A 15,156-nucleotide genomic window follows, 5' to 3' on the forward strand; every position below is an offset into this window, starting at 1 on the left:
CGTTAATTCTGAATGGGGCAGTATGTTTATATAATTTATAAGGATAGATACTATAACGGCAACTGGGAAAAGGGGATCTGGAGAAAGTGCATACAAATCATGAATACCAACAGAATTACGTTTTCAACCACGATTTTCGCCTTCCCGGCCCATCGGGAAACTTTCCCATGGGCTGGCAGAAATACAAGAGCGGGAAAACCAACAGTATTGACTGGAATAATAACGATATAGCCAGTATTAGGATTAAAAACAGGACACGGCTAATGACCAGCATATGCCAGCAGCGTCTTTTCAGCATTCCCGTTTATGAGGCACAAGTCTGGAAGATAGGGATGATATGCAGGTCAAACGAAAAACTAAATACAACTGTTATCGTTCATTTTGTCTCCGCTTCTTCCCGCCTCCTGCAGACCACTCTGGATTTCAGCATCGATCCTGAAAATGAGTATTATTATAGTACCGTAACTATCAACTCCGGGGTTGACTATGCTTATATCGAAATCGGCCTTAAGGAACCAGGCGCCATCTGGATTGAAGATGTGGAATTTTCACGCGTTTTTCCGGCAGATAAGTTTAATGCCGATGCTCGGGGCAGATTGAACATTAACTCAGTGGAAAGCATTAAGCGCATCCTTGAACCAGTACTGATGCAGGGAAAAATCGAGACAGCCAAATCAAGCAAGGATATCTCTGAAGATGTTATTGCCAAGCCCATTTTGGGTAATTCAACCGTTCAAGATGTCATAAACCTTGCTACCTATTCCCACTGTGTTATAAATTTGGGTGAGCACAACGCGGTAGTTTATTTACAGATAAGTCCGGATGCTGTTCATTGGATAAACGAACCCAATGATAACAGCCGTATCAAAGCCGGCCAAAGCAAAGTCTTGGTCGCCAGTACTTTTCTGCGCTACATCAGGGTTGTATACAGGGCTGAAACTAACGTCAGCACTAACCTGCGTATTTTCTTCCAGGGTCAGGGCTAAAATGTTTATTTTAACATTGTTCCTCCCGTGTCACCTATGGTAAATCAGAAAACCAATACTGATTTACCTGCCGCCTCGGTATTTTTCTTGCTCATAAGAAAAAGCAGCAGGACAATTCCGGCAACATAGAGAAAAGAGAGTAAGTGAAAACAAAGGAGGAACAGTATGGTTGATATTGCCGCTTTGGCCCGCCTGGCCGGGGTCCGTAAATACGGTGCGGATGAGATATTTTTCCATTTTGGCGATCCGGGCCACGAGATGTTCATTATTTTGAAAGGGACCGTGGGGGTATTTATTAACTCCCTTGACGGCTCTCCTTTACAGGTGGCTGTTTTAAAAGACGGCGACTTCTTCGGCGAAATGTCACTGCTGGAAGGCATGCCGCGCAGCGCAACTATTACGGCATTGGAGGATACGGTTTGCCTGGTAATAGACGAAAGCAACTTTGAGCAGGTAATAGCCCAGCAGCCCAGCCTGGCCTTCCGAATCATGAAAGGCATGAGCAACCGCCTGCGCCAGCAGAATGAGGAGCTCAGTTTTCTCAAACGGGGACCTAAACCGGAGGAAAACGATGCTGGTGGTAATGCTGCCGGGAGTTCTGCGCCCTTGCCGCTTAACAGCGCCATTTATCCCCCGGGTCATAAATCCTATCCGGCAACCGCGCCGGAGGCCCACAACGCTTACCTTTTCGACAGTGAAACCCTGTGCCCGGTTTGCGAGAATAAGTTTCCGGTAAAAATGGTACGCTCCTCCAAACTGAGGCTGGATAAGATCGACAGCGATCTGCGCCAGCGTTTCTATGACTTTGAGCCCTTATGGTATGCGGCCTGGATATGCCCCCATTGCTACTACGCCAATTTTAACTTTGAATTCAAACAGGTAAGCGACGCCTTGAAAAAGAAGATAATGGAGCAGGGCCAGGAACTCAAGGCCAAGCTAGCAGTGAACTTCAGTTCCCCCCGTAAGATAGATGAGGTTTTCACTTCCTACTATATGATTTTACAGACCCTGCAGGTTGGAAAGGTCGATCCCGGCAAAGCGGCCAAGATCTGGCTGCGTCTTTCCTGGCTGTACAGCGACGTCGAGGATGATGAGATGTGCACCTTCACCAGCCGGCAAGCGCTGGAGGCCTACAGTGAATCCTATTTCAATACCCGGCGTGATACCTCTGTGGAACAGGATCAGCGCCTGACCCTGCTGCTGGGTGAATTAAGCCTGCGGCTGGGGCAAAAGGAAGAAGCCCTTAAACATTTTCGCAACAGTATAGTGCGCAAAGGCGGCAATAACAATCTCAACCGCCAAGCCGAAGACAGGATCCAGGAATTGCGGACCGCTTTAAGTGAGCAGGAAAACGCTTAGTTTTTATTGACTTTGCATCATTATTCCCTTATAATTGCTAATGTGCTAATTGAATAGCGACAGGCCGGGAACCGGAGTAGTAAACCGACATGTTACAGAGAGCCGTCGGTTGGTGCAAGATGGCAAGAGTCAGTTGAACTCGCCGGGGAGCCTTGCAGGTGATACGTAGCCTGCAGCGGTAAATCCGTTATCGTTTCCGAGTGGACAGATATGTGGGGCTATGGCGCAGTTGGGAGCGCGCTTGAATGGCATTCAAGAGGTCGTGGGTTCGAATCCCACTAGCTCCACCATTATTATATCTGTCAATAAGGGTGGTACCACGGGATAGTTAAGCTCTCGTCCCTTTCCGGGATGGGGGTTTTTTATTTTTCTGCTTTATATAAGGAGGAAGTTTATGGACAGGCGCTATGATTTTCGAACCATTGAAGCCAAATGGCAAAAAATCTGGGAAGAGAACCATTATTTCAAGGTATACGAGGATGAAAGCAAACCCAAATACTACAACCTGGAGATGTTCCCTTATCCCTCCGGGCATCTGCACATGGGCCACGTCCGCAATTACGCCATCGGTGATGTGGTAGCCCGCTTTAAGAGCATGAACGGCTATAACGTACTGCATCCGATGGGTTGGGACGCGTTCGGCCTGCCGGCTGAAAACGCTGCTATCCGTAACGCGGTTCACCCCGCCCGCTGGACCTACGCCAATATTGAAAATATGAAAAGCCAGCTTAAGACCATGGGCATCAGCTATGACTGGGATCGGGAATTGACTACCTGCAAACCCGATTACTATAAATTTACCCAATGGATGTTCCTCAAGCTTTTCGAAAACAACCTGGCCTACAAGAAAAAATCAGCCGTCAACTGGTGTCCTTCCTGCCAGACGGTTCTGGCCAACGAACAAGTGGTGGAAGGCTGCTGCGAGCGCTGTGAGAGCATGGTGGAGAAGAAGCAGCTGGAACAATGGTTTTTCAAGACTACCGCCTATGCCCAGCGTCTGCTGGACGACCTGGACAAACTGCCGGGCTGGCCGGAAAAGGTTAAAACCATGCAGCGCAACTGGATAGGCCGCAGCGAGGGCTGTCAGTTTTCACTGGCCATAGAAGGCAGTAAAGAAGCTTTAAGCGTATTTACCACCCGTCCGGACACGGTTTTTGGAGTTACCTACATGGTTCTGGCGCCGGAACATCCGCTGGTGGAAAAGCTTGCTGCCGGTAAGCCCCAGAAAACACAGGTTCAAGCTTTCATCAAGAAAATGAAAGCGACCAGCGATATGGCCCGCACTGCCAGCGATGCCGAAAAAGAAGGGGTATTTACCGGAGCCTATGCTATCAATCCCATGAGTGGAGAAAGGGTCCCCGTCTGGATTGCCAATTATGTCTTGATGGACTACGGTACCGGAGCCATTATGGCGGTTCCGGCCCATGACCAGCGTGACTTTGATTTCGCCCGCAAATATAACATCCCCATTCGGGTTGTTATTAAAAGCGCTGATTCTCCCGCCCGGGGAGAAGAAATGGCAGAGGCCTATGCCGGCGACGGGGTGATGGTCAACTCGGGTGATTTTAACGGGCTTGAGGTTGCGGAAGGCCAGAAACAGATTATTGCCTATATGGAAGAACACGGTATCGGAAAGGGGACTATCAATTTCCGCCTGCGCGATTGGCTCATATCCAGACAGCGCTACTGGGGGGCGCCTATTCCCATCGTCTATTGCGAGGACTGCGGCATGGTTCCGGTACCTGAAAAAGAACTTCCGGTAATGCTGCCGGAGGATGTGGAGTTTAAACCTTATGGGGAATCTCCTTTAAGCTATGTGGAAAGTTTCTATAAAACCAGTTGCCCCTGTTGCGGGAAAGAGGCCCGGCGGGAAACTGACACCATGGACACCTTTGTCTGTTCGTCCTGGTATTTCGACCGCTACTGCAGCCCGCAGGAAAGCGAAACCCCTTTCCGCCGGGAGGCCGCAGATTACTGGATGCCGGTAGACCAGTACATCGGGGGGGTGGAACACGCTATCCTGCACCTGATGTATGCCCGCTTCTTTACCAAGTTTCTCTATGACATAAACATGCTTCCCTGTGAGGAGCCCTTCACCAATCTGCTGACCCAGGGAATGGTTCTGAAGGACGGATCCAAGATGTCCAAATCCAAAGGCAATGTGGTGAGCCCGGAGGATATCATAAATACCTACGGGGCTGACACCGCCCGCCTCTTCATCCTTTTCGCCTCTCCCCCGGAAAGAGACCTGGAGTGGAGCGATCAAGGGGTGGAGGGATGCTATCGCTTCCTGAACCGGGTATGGCGTTTGGTCACTGCCTATGCGGATATCGTTGGTGAGGTGAATATTCCGGCAGTTTTTGCCGAACTCGATAACGAAGCTCGCAAGCTGCGCTTTAGAACCCATGCCAGCATCAAAAAAGTAAGTGAAGATATCGGGGGGCGCTTTAATTTCAATACTGCCATAAGCGCTATCATGGAGCTTTCCAATGCCCTGAGCAGTTACAGCGATAATGAGGAACAGGACCTTCCGGTAGTCAAAGAGGCGATAAATTCCCTGCTGCTGTTGCTCAGCCCCTTTTCGCCGCATATTTGCGAAGAGCTGTGGCAGCTGTCCGGCAACGAGGGAAGTATCTGCATACAGCCGTGGCCGGTTTATGACCCTGCTGCTCTGCTCCAGGATGAAGTGGAAATCGTGGTGCAGGTCTCCGGCAAGGTAAGAGACCGGATTACGGTCCCAGCCGGCCTCGCGGAAGAAAAGCTGCGCCAAATCGCCCTGGAAAGCGATAAAATCAGCCAATTGACCAGAGACAAGAAAATTGTAAAAATAATAGTAGTTCCTGAAAAATTGGTTAATATCGTTGTCAAATGAGGTATCAGGCATGTATTGGCATATATTCCTTACCGCCCGGGGATGGGCCGCTGTCTTAGGCGAAAAAGAAGTTATAAGCGCTTCCGTTCTGCCTATCCCCCTGACCAGTTTAGGTCGATATATAGGATCAACCGGGCACACAGCCCGGCTGATTGCAATGCACGACAACTCGCGGAGGGTAATAAATAAATTCAGAGCCTATTATGAAGGTGCGGTAATTGAGGACTGGGAAGCGGAACTCAAACTTGATGCCTTTCCCCGGTTTAGCCGCAGGATAATGGAACTGGTTCGCACCATACCCTACGGGCAAACCATGACCTATGCCGAAGTGGCCCGGGCGGCAGGGCAACCTCGAGCGGCCAGAGCGGTAGGCCAGGTTATGAAGCGCAATCCCCTGCCCCTGATCGTCCCCTGCCACCGGGTGGTGGCCAGCAATGGTCCCGGCGGCTTCACCTCCTCCGGCGGCGTGCAAACCAAACTCAACATGCTGCAGTGGGAGCGCAAAAACCTGGCGGGAAAAGGTGTTTTATAGGAACCTGTTCTCCACCGGCACCTGGCGGGCATCTGCCCAGAGGTTTTCCAGGTTGTAATGTTCTCTTTCCTGCTGGCGAAAAACATGCAGCAGTACGGCATTATAGTCCAGAACTGCCCACAGCCCTTGCTGCTGCCCTTCCCGCCGCAATAGTCTGACATCCTCTTCCAGCAGCTCTTTTTCCACGTTCTCGACTATGCTCTTCACCTGTATAGGATTGCGGCCGCTGGCCAGGACAAAGTAATCAGCTATGACCGTAAGTTCCCTTACGTCAAGAATAAGAACGTCGAAGGCCTTTTCTTCCAGACAGGCATCAGCAATCATTTGCGCCAATTTTTCCTCTTCTACCAACTATAGCCCTCCTAGAAATGTTAATAGATACCTAGCAATGGATAAACCTAACTTCTTCTAAAAAATGATTTCTCACTTTGACCGTCAAAGGGTGCAGAATCCTGTGCTCATCCAGGCAGTATTTTATTGTAGATTCTAGACCAAACAGCATCCCCTCGTCAAGATTGCGCCAGGCCAGGCACGTCAGACGCTCCAGCCCCGGGAAATCCCGCCCCGGCTCTATCATGTCGGCCAGATAGATTATCTTGTCCAAGTCACTCATGTTAAGAGCTCCCAGGGTATGTTTTTTTACCGCCTGCAGCACTTCTTCGTCATCAACTGCCAGTTCCGACCGCAATAAAAAAGCGCCTACCGGAGCATGCAGCAGGTCAGGAACCAGGCTGTCCGCCTCATCCTCCAGCAGATGGTTGGTGATGGCAATATCCAGGAGCTCGGACGCAGCCATACCCTTGGCATAATCATGCAATAGCCCGGTAAGATAAGCTTTGTCCGGGTCAATTCCGTAATGCCCGGCCATCTCCCGGGCCACTTGGGCCACCTGCAGGGAATGGTTGTAACGCCGGGAGGACAATCGGGTACTGATAACAGCCAATGCTTCCTGTTCACTCAACATCATGTCAGTCCTTCCTGGCCTCGGTACAGACCTGTTTCCGCAATGTATTGTTCCACATCGTCCGGCAGGAGATACTTAATGGGCCGGCCGGCGGCCACCCTTTCCCTGATGTCGCTGGAGGAAATATCCAGTGCCGGGATAGGCAGAAAATGCACATTCTCCCATAGCACTGATGGCAGCTGCTTGAGAACCGGTTCGCTTTCGCTAATCACATAGCCGGGCCGGGTAACCACCACAAATTGGCATAACCGAGCCAGATTCTGATAATCTTTCCAGGTCGTCATGGTCAGCAGCGAGTCGGCTCCCATAATAAAAAAGACAGCTCTCCCCGGGCACTCTTCTAGGAAATGGCGGATGGTATCAATGGTGTAGGAATTCCCCGTTCTCTTCATCTCCAAATCCGATATGGCGAAGGCCGGATTGCCCTTAACGGCTCTTCTTACCATCTCATAGCGGTGATTGCTGTCCAGTACCTGCTCCATCTCCTTATGGGGCGGACGAGCAGCAGGCATGAAGACAACCTGTTCCAGCTTAAACTCATGGCGGGCATATTCGGCGGCTATCAGATGCCCATAATGTACGGGGTCAAAAGTCCCGCCCATAATACCCAGGGAATTAAATCTTTGCATATGTCACCTGCCCGGTTGAGAAATAAAATAGATGCGGCTGCCCGGATGAATAAGGATAAATCCAGAGCATTGTAATTCTCTACCTATAAATAATACCTGTACCGGGGTAAGAACGCAACGTACCAGCAGTCAAGCCCTTTATACTTTGCCGGTATAAAGAAAACATCTATAATGATAATATCACCGCTTACGAGGTTAAAGCATGCATAAGGATATAAAAATCGTCTTTCATAATCAAGGCTTGCGCAGCTATATCGAGGTGGATCTCTGCCGTGAATGCCCCCGGCAGGACGATAAGGGCTGCTGCGGTTTTTACTCACCGGTATTCTATGCCAGTGACCTGGTTTATCTGCTGAAGCATAGACCAGAACTGATAGACTATATATTCAGTATAGACAACATCACCGTTTTGGATGCCTCGGTAACGGTTAACAACAGTATTGACGGCGACAGCTATCGCTGTCATTTTCACCGTAAAGACGGCGGCTGTCTGCTCGACCAGAATCTGCGCGAGTCAGTGTGCCGGCACTTCGTCTGTCCCGGTATTGCCTGGGAGAAGGAACCTAAACTGCGCCCCTGGAAGGATTTTTTTGCCCGGCTTACCGACTACGAAATTGAACTGAACAACCGTATTGCCGCCTTGCTGCAGGAAAAGGGCCTGACACTCAGGAATGAGGAAAAGCGGGGGCAGTTTTGGAATGAACTGCAGGCACTATTTGAACTGCAAACTGCCGTAATACCGGAATTTTTCAGCCAGCTGCCTGCTAAGGAAACGGTATCCGTCAAAAGGGCGATAAATTATGGTAGAGATTGGCCTTTATAGGCTATAATTAGAAATCAGAAACAGTATCAGATATTTTTATTAACAGCGGGAGGTATTTTGAATGAACTGGGACGCTAACAAAGGCATACTGGACAGCGTGCTTGGCTCCATCGGCAGAACGCCTTTGATACGGCTGAATCGGATAGCAGCCGATCTTAACGCCGACATTTGCACCAAGCTTGAATACGCCAACCCCAGCGGGAGTTTAAAAGACCGGGTGGTTCATAAAATTGTGGAAATGGCCGAACAGCGGGGTGAACTTAAGCCGGGAATGATTCTTCTGGAAGGAACCACCGGCAACACCGGAATAGCTACGGCCATGGTCGGAGCGGCCAAAGGCTACCGGGTGATAATTGTCATGCCTCAGGGAATGACCGAAGAGAGGAAGAAAACCATTCAGGCTTATGGCGCCGAACTGGTGCTTACCCCCGGAGCCGAAACTGATGTTGACCTGGTGCTGGTAGAGGTGGAGAAGATTAAACAGCAGTATGGTGACCAGGTCTTTGAAATCGGCCAGTTCTGCCGACAGGATAACCTTAAGGCTCATATGGAAAATACCGCCCCGGAAATCTGGGAGCAGACCGGGGGCAAGGTAGATGCCTTTATAATGTGCCAGGGTACCGGGGGTACGGTTACTGGTAACGCCAAGTTTTTCAAGGAAAAGAAACCTGGTATCAAGGTGTTCATATCCGAACCGGCAGAATCACCGATACTGGCTTATGGACGTATCGGCCAGCATAAGGTGCAGGGCATAGCCGACGGCCTCATTCCTGAAATACTGGACCTGCAATACGTAGACGGCGTTGTCCTGGTAAGTTCCGACGAGGCCATGGAAACGGCCCGGGAAGTAGCCAGGAAAGAGGGCATATTCTGCGGCACCTCGTCAGGCTGCAATGTAGCCGCGGCCCGCAAAGTAGCGCAAAAATACCCGGATTTAAAATGCATCGTTACTATAATAAATGATAACGGACTGCGCTATCTCTCCTCCGAACTCTGCGGTTCGGAAGTTAAACGGCAATTGCTGGAGCGGGATTATGCCCTGAGCCAACAGGATCTGGATAAGCTGGCCTCCTATCAATTAGAAGTAATAGAATAATTGAGAACAAAGGCAGAAGATTGAAACAGAAGGATCGGATTTTCCCGATCCTTTTTCATTTTTAATAAATTATCGAATTGTGGTATGGATTACTCTGAATTAAGCCAGGAGCGCCAAATATACATCTAAGAACCGAATTATTCAGTTGTCTTTCAATTTGAATAGTTCTATGATATGTGGTATCAATTGGATAATGGGAATTATAATCTCTATTATTGTAAAAACAAGTCGGATTATAGTGATTCTGCTGAAGGGAGGATATCTTAATCAAGCTATAAGCAGTCAATTTGCAAGGGGGAAAAGTAATAGTGAAACTAAACATCAAACCAGGAATCAAGCTACATAAACCCAATATAAGCCTAAACAACACCAAGACGATGACTAAACTTTTTACAGGTTTCCTAGCCCTTGCTGTACTCATAGCCATTGTTGGTTTTACAAACTGGCGGGATATACAAGAAGTGCAGCAAGGGACGGAAGAAATGCATGCCCGGGTTGTCATACCGGCTCAGCACCTTGCCAGTCTAAATGCAGCCATAAACCTGGTCGGCGACGAAGCTCTCAAGTACGGTATAGTCACCAGTGATGAAAAAAAGAAAGCCATCAAGGCAGATATTAGTAAAAACCTAATAAAGGTAAAATCTATACTGGATGAATTTGATACCTTTCCCATCACGGATAATGAAAAAGAGGAAATCCACCGATTAAAACAGGGAGTCGATACTTACTCCAAATATGTATCCAATTATATCATGCTGATTGATGACGACCAGCATAATTCTGCCGAAGCCCTGGTAGAAGGAATAGTCGATAAAAATATCATTGTAACCACAACCCACAAACTTGAAGAGTATAACGAGCAAGAAGCCCAGAGACTGGTCAAAGAAGCTCAGTCGGTATATTCGCGGGCTACCAGAAACATCATTGTATTAACACTGGTAGCAGCAATATTAGCAATCGGGGTCGCCGTCTTTCTGGCTAAAAATATTGCCACCCCCCTATCAGCTGCAGCACTCCATATGAAAGAGATGTCGCAAGGCGACTTTACCAGGAATGTATCGGCAGACCTCATTAAACGCCGGGATGAAGTCGGAATAATGGCGCAAGGACTGGATGAGATGGTTCGCAACATATCGGCCCTGCTGGGAAATATTTTAGTGACTGCCCGTGAAGTAAATGACAGCAGCCAGCATCTCTCCTTGATTGCCGAAGATGTTGTAACTACGACCCAGGAAGCGTCAGCCGCTACGGAAGAAGTTGCCGCCGGACTGGAAGAAGTATCTGCTGCCACTGAACAGATGAATGCATCGGGACAGGAAATCGGTGCGGCTCTCGAGGAAGTGGACCGGGAAATGATTTACAGCAATAACCAGGCCAAGGATATCGAGCAAAGAGCTTTGGAGATTCAGCAGAACGCTCAGCAGTCAACAGCATCTGCGCATAGTGTATATGAAAACATCGAAGCCAAACTGCTGGCAGCAATAGAGGAAGCCCGGGTTGTAGACCAAATATCCAGCCTGGCTGCCAATATCGGAGGTATCGCCGACCAGACCAATCTGCTGGCCCTCAATGCAGCTATTGAAGCCGCCCGCGCCGGTGAGCAGGGCAGAGGTTTTGCCGTAGTAGCGGAAGAGGTGAGAAATCTGGCTGAACAGTCTGCTTCGACCGTCTCCAGTATTCACAAGCTTACCGGTCAGGTTCAAACCGCTATTGCCAATCTGGTGGAAAGCTCCAATAAGCTGCTCAAGTTTATTGACGATATTGCACTTAAAGAATTAGAGAATATGAATCAAATCGGTCGACAATACGCCGATGATGCCGACCAGTTTGAACAAGCCACGGGGAAAGTAGGCGAATTAACGAATAATGTAGTCAATGCCTATAATGAAATCAATCGGGCCATAGAATCGGTAGCGGCTACCATAGCACAAAGCAGTACCGGCGCCCAGGAAGTTGCCCGGGGAACCGAGAAAAACAGCCAGGCTATGATTGAGGTCAGCGAGACTTCAGCCCATCTGGCTGAGATGGCAGGACGTTTGCAGGAAATGGTAGAGAGATTTAAAATTAACCAGGCCTAATTGTTTTAATCTGACTTACAAGCCCCGCTACCATACCGTACAAGCGGGGCTTAGTCATTTCTATATTGTTTTTTCCCGGCGGGAAGCCTTTTGCAGAAATATTATCCACATTACCACCGCCCATAACCCAGCCGTAGCATAACTGATTAAAATTTCCGAGACCCTAAATCCGGCAGCAATTCGGCCGGCAGCCAGCAATAGAAGCAGTGCTCCCCCCACCAGCAGGCTTCTTATCCTCCCACCCATCAAGGGCCTTTCCCCGGCAAAGAAAACAATAGCCAGCGAGGCCCACAGATTATCAATAATGAAATAATGCAGGGGTCCGATAGTATAAACAGCACCTGTGCTCAGCAGGTAACTATGAGCCAACAACCGGCTGAAACTCCATAAAACTGCACCGGAACCCAGCAAGGAGATAAACAGGAACCTTATCCGCCGGTAAGCCCCCTGTCGCAACCAGATGCAGACAAGTAATACTATCAGCAGCAACAGGGTCCACTCATTAAACAACTTGTCCAGTAAAAGCCAGCCTTCTCCCAGGTAGGGCTTAAAAATATCGGTTGCCAGTACATCGCTGCGGTGCAGTTCCTGAGCCAGGGTATCCTCAATAATATCCGCCAGAAAGAAAGTCAAGAAAGCGCCGCTGCCCAGCGCCGCCATCCATTCCCCCACCGTCTTGTAGGCGGTGTCATTAATCTTTGCCAGCCTTTCACGCAGTGGAGCCACCACAGCTGCGTTCCCTCTATCCAGCAAGTGTCCCAGAAATTTTCCTCTCTTGTAAAGCATATAACAGCCTATGGCCAGCAGGGCCATAAGCAGTGTCAGCCATTCAAAATTGTTGCCTATAAAGTTGACCGCCTGTTCGCCGATGGCCATGATCAGAATGGCTTCGGTAAAGAATCTCAGTCCCCGTCCCAACAGGGAGGCCAGTATAAAGGGAGGGACCCTCATGGCAAATATGCCTGCGGATATAGTGAATACCTTATAGGGAATCGGAGTAAGTCCGGCCAGAAACATGGCCCAGGCCCCATAGCGGGCAAACATGGATTCTACTTTTTCTACCGTCCGGGCCGAAGCAAAGCGGTACAGTAAAGGCTGCCCGATGACCTTGCCCAGTACGTAACCCAGGTAGCCGCCGGCAACGGATGCCAGAGTACAGAGCAAAGCATAAACCATGGCTTTGGTCGGGCTGGACAGACATAACGGAATTAATAACAGGTCTGGCGGAATGGGGAAAAAGGACGACTCGGCAAATGCCAGCACCAGTAATCCCCACAGGCCGTAAGCTTCAAAAAGAGCCAGCATATGTCCCAGCAATTAAATCTCCCTCCCTAAGTGGGGTGAGGCGTGAGGGGTGAGGAAAAAAGATCCCTTTGCCCCTTACGCCCCCGACGACTGACGACCTACCTTACATGCCCATCCCCGTAAACGACGAATTTGGTGGTGGTCAGTTCCTGCAGCCCCATAGGGCCCCGAGCGTGAAGTTTCTGGGTGCTGATGCCCATTTCAGCCCCGAAGCCAAAGACATTGCCGTCAGTAAAACGGGTGGAGGCATTGGCATAAACCGCCGCCGCATCCACTGCCGCCATAAAACGTCTCACATTGCTGTAGTCCTGGCTCACTATCGCCTCACTATGGCCGGTTCCATGAGCGTTTATGTGCTGTATCGCCTCTTCAAGGTCATCAACTATCTTAACCGCCAGGATTAAATCCAGATACTCCGTATCCCAATCCTCGGGAACAGCAGCCTTTACCCGGGGGACAACCGCCCGGCTGCGTTCGCAGGCTCTGATTTCCACTCCCGCTTGTTCCAATTCTTTAATCATCGAGGGCAGAAATGCTTCGGCCACGGCAGCATGAACCAGCAGGGTCTCGGCCGCGTTGCAGACTGAAGGCCGCTGCACCTTGGCATTAAACACGATGGGATAGGCCTTTTCCAGATCGGCGTACTCGTCTACATAGACATGGCAATTGCCCATGCCGGTCATGATATACGGCACGGTGGCGTTTTCCATTACCGCCTGCTTCAGTCCTTTACCGCCGCGGGGGATCAAGACATCCAGGCAATCGTTCATCTTCATCATAATTACGGCCGCTTCCCGCTCCTCGCTATCCACCAGTTGGATAGCCCCTTCGGGAATTCCGCACCGGGCAGCCGCTCCGGCTATAATACGTGCAATCGCCCGGTTGGAGTTAAGGGCCTCCTCCCCGCCCCGCAGCAGTATGGCATTGCCGGCTTTCAGGCAAAGTCCGGCGGCATCAGCGGTCACGTTGGGACGGGATTCATATATTATGCCAATTACCCCTATGGGAGTGCGAATCCGCCCTACCTCCAGCCCGTTAGGCCGCCGCCACATCGAAAGCACTTCCCCTACCGGGTCCGGCAAAGCCGCGATTTCCCTTAAGCCCTGAGCCATATCTTTTACCCGCGCTTCATTAAGAGCCAGGCGTTCCAACAAGGCGGAACTGAGTCCCTGCTTACGGCCATTATCCAGATCCATCTGGTTGGCTTCCAACAGCTCCGGGACATGGGCCTCCAGCTCGTCAGCCATAGCCATCAGAGCCCCGTTCTTCACCGTGGTCGATGCAGTGGCCAGATAGCGCGCCGCCGCCCGGGCCTCCCTCCCCTGCTCCATCAATACCGCCTGTAAACTGCTGTCCATACCTTCTCTCTCCTTTACCAATCTAGTGCTCCACCCATAAATTATTGCGGTGGATTACTTCGTCATAGTCCTTGCCCTGCAGGATTCTTTCTATTTCCGAACTTTTCTTGCCGGCAATCTGCCGGATTTCATCCGAGCTGTAGTTAACCATTCCCCGGGCGATCTCCCGCCTGTCGCCTGCCGCCGCAACCGCAACCACCGTGCCCCGCTCAAAATCACCTTCCACTGCCACCACCCCGGACGGCAGGAGGCTCTTACCCTTCTTAAGCAGTGCCGCTTCGGCACCGGCATCAACCAGCACCGAACCCTGGGCTACCGTTCCGAAAGCTATCCATTTCTTGCGCGCCTGCAGCTTCTCTTCCCGGGGTATAAAGAGGGTCCCAATTTCTTCACCGCCGACAATACGGCGGATAATATTATCATCATCACTATTGCCAATAACCATAGGCACACCTGCGGCCATACATATGCGGGCCGCTCTCAGTTTGGTCAGCATGCCCCCGCTGGAAAAGCTGCTGCCCCGGTTTTTGGAGTTATCCTCCATCTCGGTGGTGATCTCCCGAACTTCCTTCTGCAGACAAGCGTCCCGGTTAGCCCTGGGGTCGGAATCATACAGGCCATCAACATCAGACAGTATGATCAATAAATCCGCATCCACGATTCCGGCGACCAGAGCCGACAGGGTATCATTGTCACCGAATTTTATTTCCTCCACCACTACCGTGTCGTTTTCATTGATAATAGGAATTACCCCCAGGCCTACTATAGCCAGCAATGCGTTGGCAGCATTGAGGTAGCGGAGGCGTTCATCCAGGTCTCCCCGGGTCAGCAGCACCTGGGCCACCGTTTTATTATATTCCGAAAACAGTTTTTCATAGAGCTGCACCAGCGCTCCCTGGCCTATCGCTGCCAGGGCCTGTTTTTCCGGCATGGTGCGGGGAATCTTCTTATATCCCATCCTGCTCGCGCCCACACCGATAGCCCCGGAACTGACCAGCAAAACCTCTATGTCCCGGTTGTGCAAATCGGCCAGTTCCCTGACTAAGCGCTCAATCCGCTGTAAATTAAGCTGTCCGTTACTGTATGTAAGGGTACTGGTTCCGATTTTGACCACTACCCGCTGACAACGCCTCAGATTTTCGCGGCTGCTCAAA

General features: G+C 50.4%; 13 protein-coding genes and 1 tRNA gene. 8 read left to right on the forward strand and 6 right to left on the reverse strand.

Translation table 11 applies throughout. The features are described from left to right. Positions 1-86: 86 nt before the first annotated feature. From ACU70B_RS10790 to ACU70B_RS10810, 5 genes are all read left to right on the forward strand, one after another. Positions 87-986, forward strand: coding sequence for a DUF6385 domain-containing protein (locus ACU70B_RS10790; protein WP_447183546.1), 900 nt, complete (start codon positions 87-89; stop codon positions 984-986). 165 nt (positions 987-1,151) lie between these two features. Next, the gene (locus ACU70B_RS10795; RefSeq protein ID WP_447183547.1) at positions 1,152-2,345 is read left to right on the forward strand and encodes a DUF2225 domain-containing protein; all 1,194 of its coding nucleotides are present in this window, start codon (positions 1,152-1,154) and stop codon (positions 2,343-2,345) included. Between the two features lie 214 nt (positions 2,346-2,559). Continuing rightward, positions 2,560-2,635: transfer RNA gene (locus tag ACU70B_RS10800), tRNA-Ala, on the forward strand. 104 nt (positions 2,636-2,739) lie between these two features. Next, positions 2,740-5,217 carry a leucine--tRNA ligase gene (gene leuS / locus ACU70B_RS10805; protein WP_447183548.1) on the forward strand — a complete coding sequence of 826 codons (2,478 nt, stop codon included), beginning with the start codon at positions 2,740-2,742 and terminating at the stop codon, positions 5,215-5,217. 10 nt (positions 5,218-5,227) lie between these two features. Further along, positions 5,228-5,749, forward strand: a complete 522-nt coding sequence (locus ACU70B_RS10810; protein ID WP_447183549.1) for a methylated-DNA--[protein]-cysteine S-methyltransferase — start codon at positions 5,228-5,230, stop codon at positions 5,747-5,749. Here the strand turns inward: ACU70B_RS10810 and rsfS are convergent. From rsfS to nadD, 3 genes are read right to left on the reverse strand one after another with little or no spacing between them, the layout of a single operon-like run. Next, on the reverse strand, positions 5,744-6,100 hold the full coding sequence (gene rsfS, locus ACU70B_RS10815) for a ribosome silencing factor (RefSeq protein WP_447183550.1): 357 nt from the start codon (positions 6,098-6,100) through the stop codon (positions 5,744-5,746). The two genes, ACU70B_RS10810 and rsfS, sit on opposite strands and share 6 nt — an antisense overlap. Positions 6,101-6,131: 31 nt before the next feature. Further along, on the reverse strand, positions 6,132-6,716 hold the full coding sequence (gene yqeK, locus ACU70B_RS10820; protein WP_447183551.1) for a bis(5'-nucleosyl)-tetraphosphatase (symmetrical) YqeK: 585 nt from the start codon (positions 6,714-6,716) through the stop codon (positions 6,132-6,134). After that, a complete protein-coding gene (nadD, locus tag ACU70B_RS10825; protein WP_447183552.1) occupies positions 6,713-7,342 on the reverse strand; it encodes a nicotinate-nucleotide adenylyltransferase in 630 nt (209 codons plus the stop codon). Before nadD ends, yqeK begins: the two co-directional genes overlap by 4 nt. A gap of 202 nt (positions 7,343-7,544) precedes the next feature. Between nadD and ACU70B_RS10830 the strand changes: the two genes are divergently transcribed. From ACU70B_RS10830 to ACU70B_RS10840, 3 genes are all read left to right on the forward strand, one after another. Further along, positions 7,545-8,165 carry a hypothetical protein gene (locus ACU70B_RS10830; protein ID WP_447183553.1) on the forward strand — a complete coding sequence of 207 codons (621 nt, stop codon included), beginning with the start codon at positions 7,545-7,547 and terminating at the stop codon, positions 8,163-8,165. Positions 8,166-8,226: 61 nt separating this feature from the next. Beyond that, complete coding sequence (locus ACU70B_RS10835) at positions 8,227-9,261, forward strand: PLP-dependent cysteine synthase family protein (protein WP_447183554.1); 1,035 nt, start codon at positions 8,227-8,229, stop codon at positions 9,259-9,261. A 308-nt stretch (positions 9,262-9,569) separates the two neighbouring features. Next, entirely contained in the window at positions 9,570-11,339 is a 1,770-nt protein-coding gene (locus ACU70B_RS10840; protein ID WP_447183555.1) for a methyl-accepting chemotaxis protein, read from the forward strand. 60 nt (positions 11,340-11,399) lie between these two features. Here ACU70B_RS10840 and ACU70B_RS10845 read toward each other — a convergent pair whose 3' ends face one another. The 3 genes from ACU70B_RS10845 to proB form a co-directional block, all read right to left on the reverse strand. Continuing rightward, positions 11,400-12,656: a YqaA family protein gene (locus ACU70B_RS10845; RefSeq protein WP_447183556.1), complete on the reverse strand. Its 1,257-nt coding sequence runs from the start codon at positions 12,654-12,656 to the stop codon at positions 11,400-11,402. An 86-nt stretch (positions 12,657-12,742) separates the two neighbouring features. Next, a complete protein-coding gene (locus ACU70B_RS10850) occupies positions 12,743-14,002 on the reverse strand; it encodes a glutamate-5-semialdehyde dehydrogenase (protein ID WP_447183557.1) in 1,260 nt (419 codons plus the stop codon). 22 nt (positions 14,003-14,024) lie between these two features. Then, complete coding sequence (gene proB, locus ACU70B_RS10855; protein ID WP_447183558.1) at positions 14,025-15,155, reverse strand: glutamate 5-kinase; 1,131 nt, start codon at positions 15,153-15,155, stop codon at positions 14,025-14,027. Position 15,156: the final 1 nt, after the last annotated feature.

The sequence above is a fragment of the Syntrophomonas curvata genome, assembly GCF_052976825.1.

Excerpts from the sequence above, each read along its gene's own strand:
- ACU70B_RS10850 (WP_447183557.1), bottom strand. The coding sequence starts at position 14,002 with ATGGACAGCAGTTTACAGGCGGTATTGATGGAGCAGGGGAGGGAGGCC.
- ACU70B_RS10835 (WP_447183554.1), top strand. The coding sequence starts at position 8,227 with ATGAACTGGGACGCTAACAAAGGCATACTGGACAGCGTGCTTGGCTCC.
- ACU70B_RS10810 (WP_447183549.1), top strand. The coding sequence starts at position 5,228 with ATGTATTGGCATATATTCCTTACCGCCCGGGGATGGGCCGCTGTCTTA.
- nadD (WP_447183552.1), bottom strand. The coding sequence starts at position 7,342 with ATGCAAAGATTTAATTCCCTGGGTATTATGGGCGGGACTTTTGACCCC.
- leuS (WP_447183548.1), top strand. The coding sequence starts at position 2,740 with ATGGACAGGCGCTATGATTTTCGAACCATTGAAGCCAAATGGCAAAAA.
- ACU70B_RS10830 (WP_447183553.1), top strand. The coding sequence starts at position 7,545 with ATGCATAAGGATATAAAAATCGTCTTTCATAATCAAGGCTTGCGCAGC.
- yqeK (WP_447183551.1), bottom strand. The coding sequence starts at position 6,716 with ATGATGTTGAGTGAACAGGAAGCATTGGCTGTTATCAGTACCCGATTG.
- ACU70B_RS10795 (WP_447183547.1), top strand. The coding sequence starts at position 1,152 with ATGGTTGATATTGCCGCTTTGGCCCGCCTGGCCGGGGTCCGTAAATAC.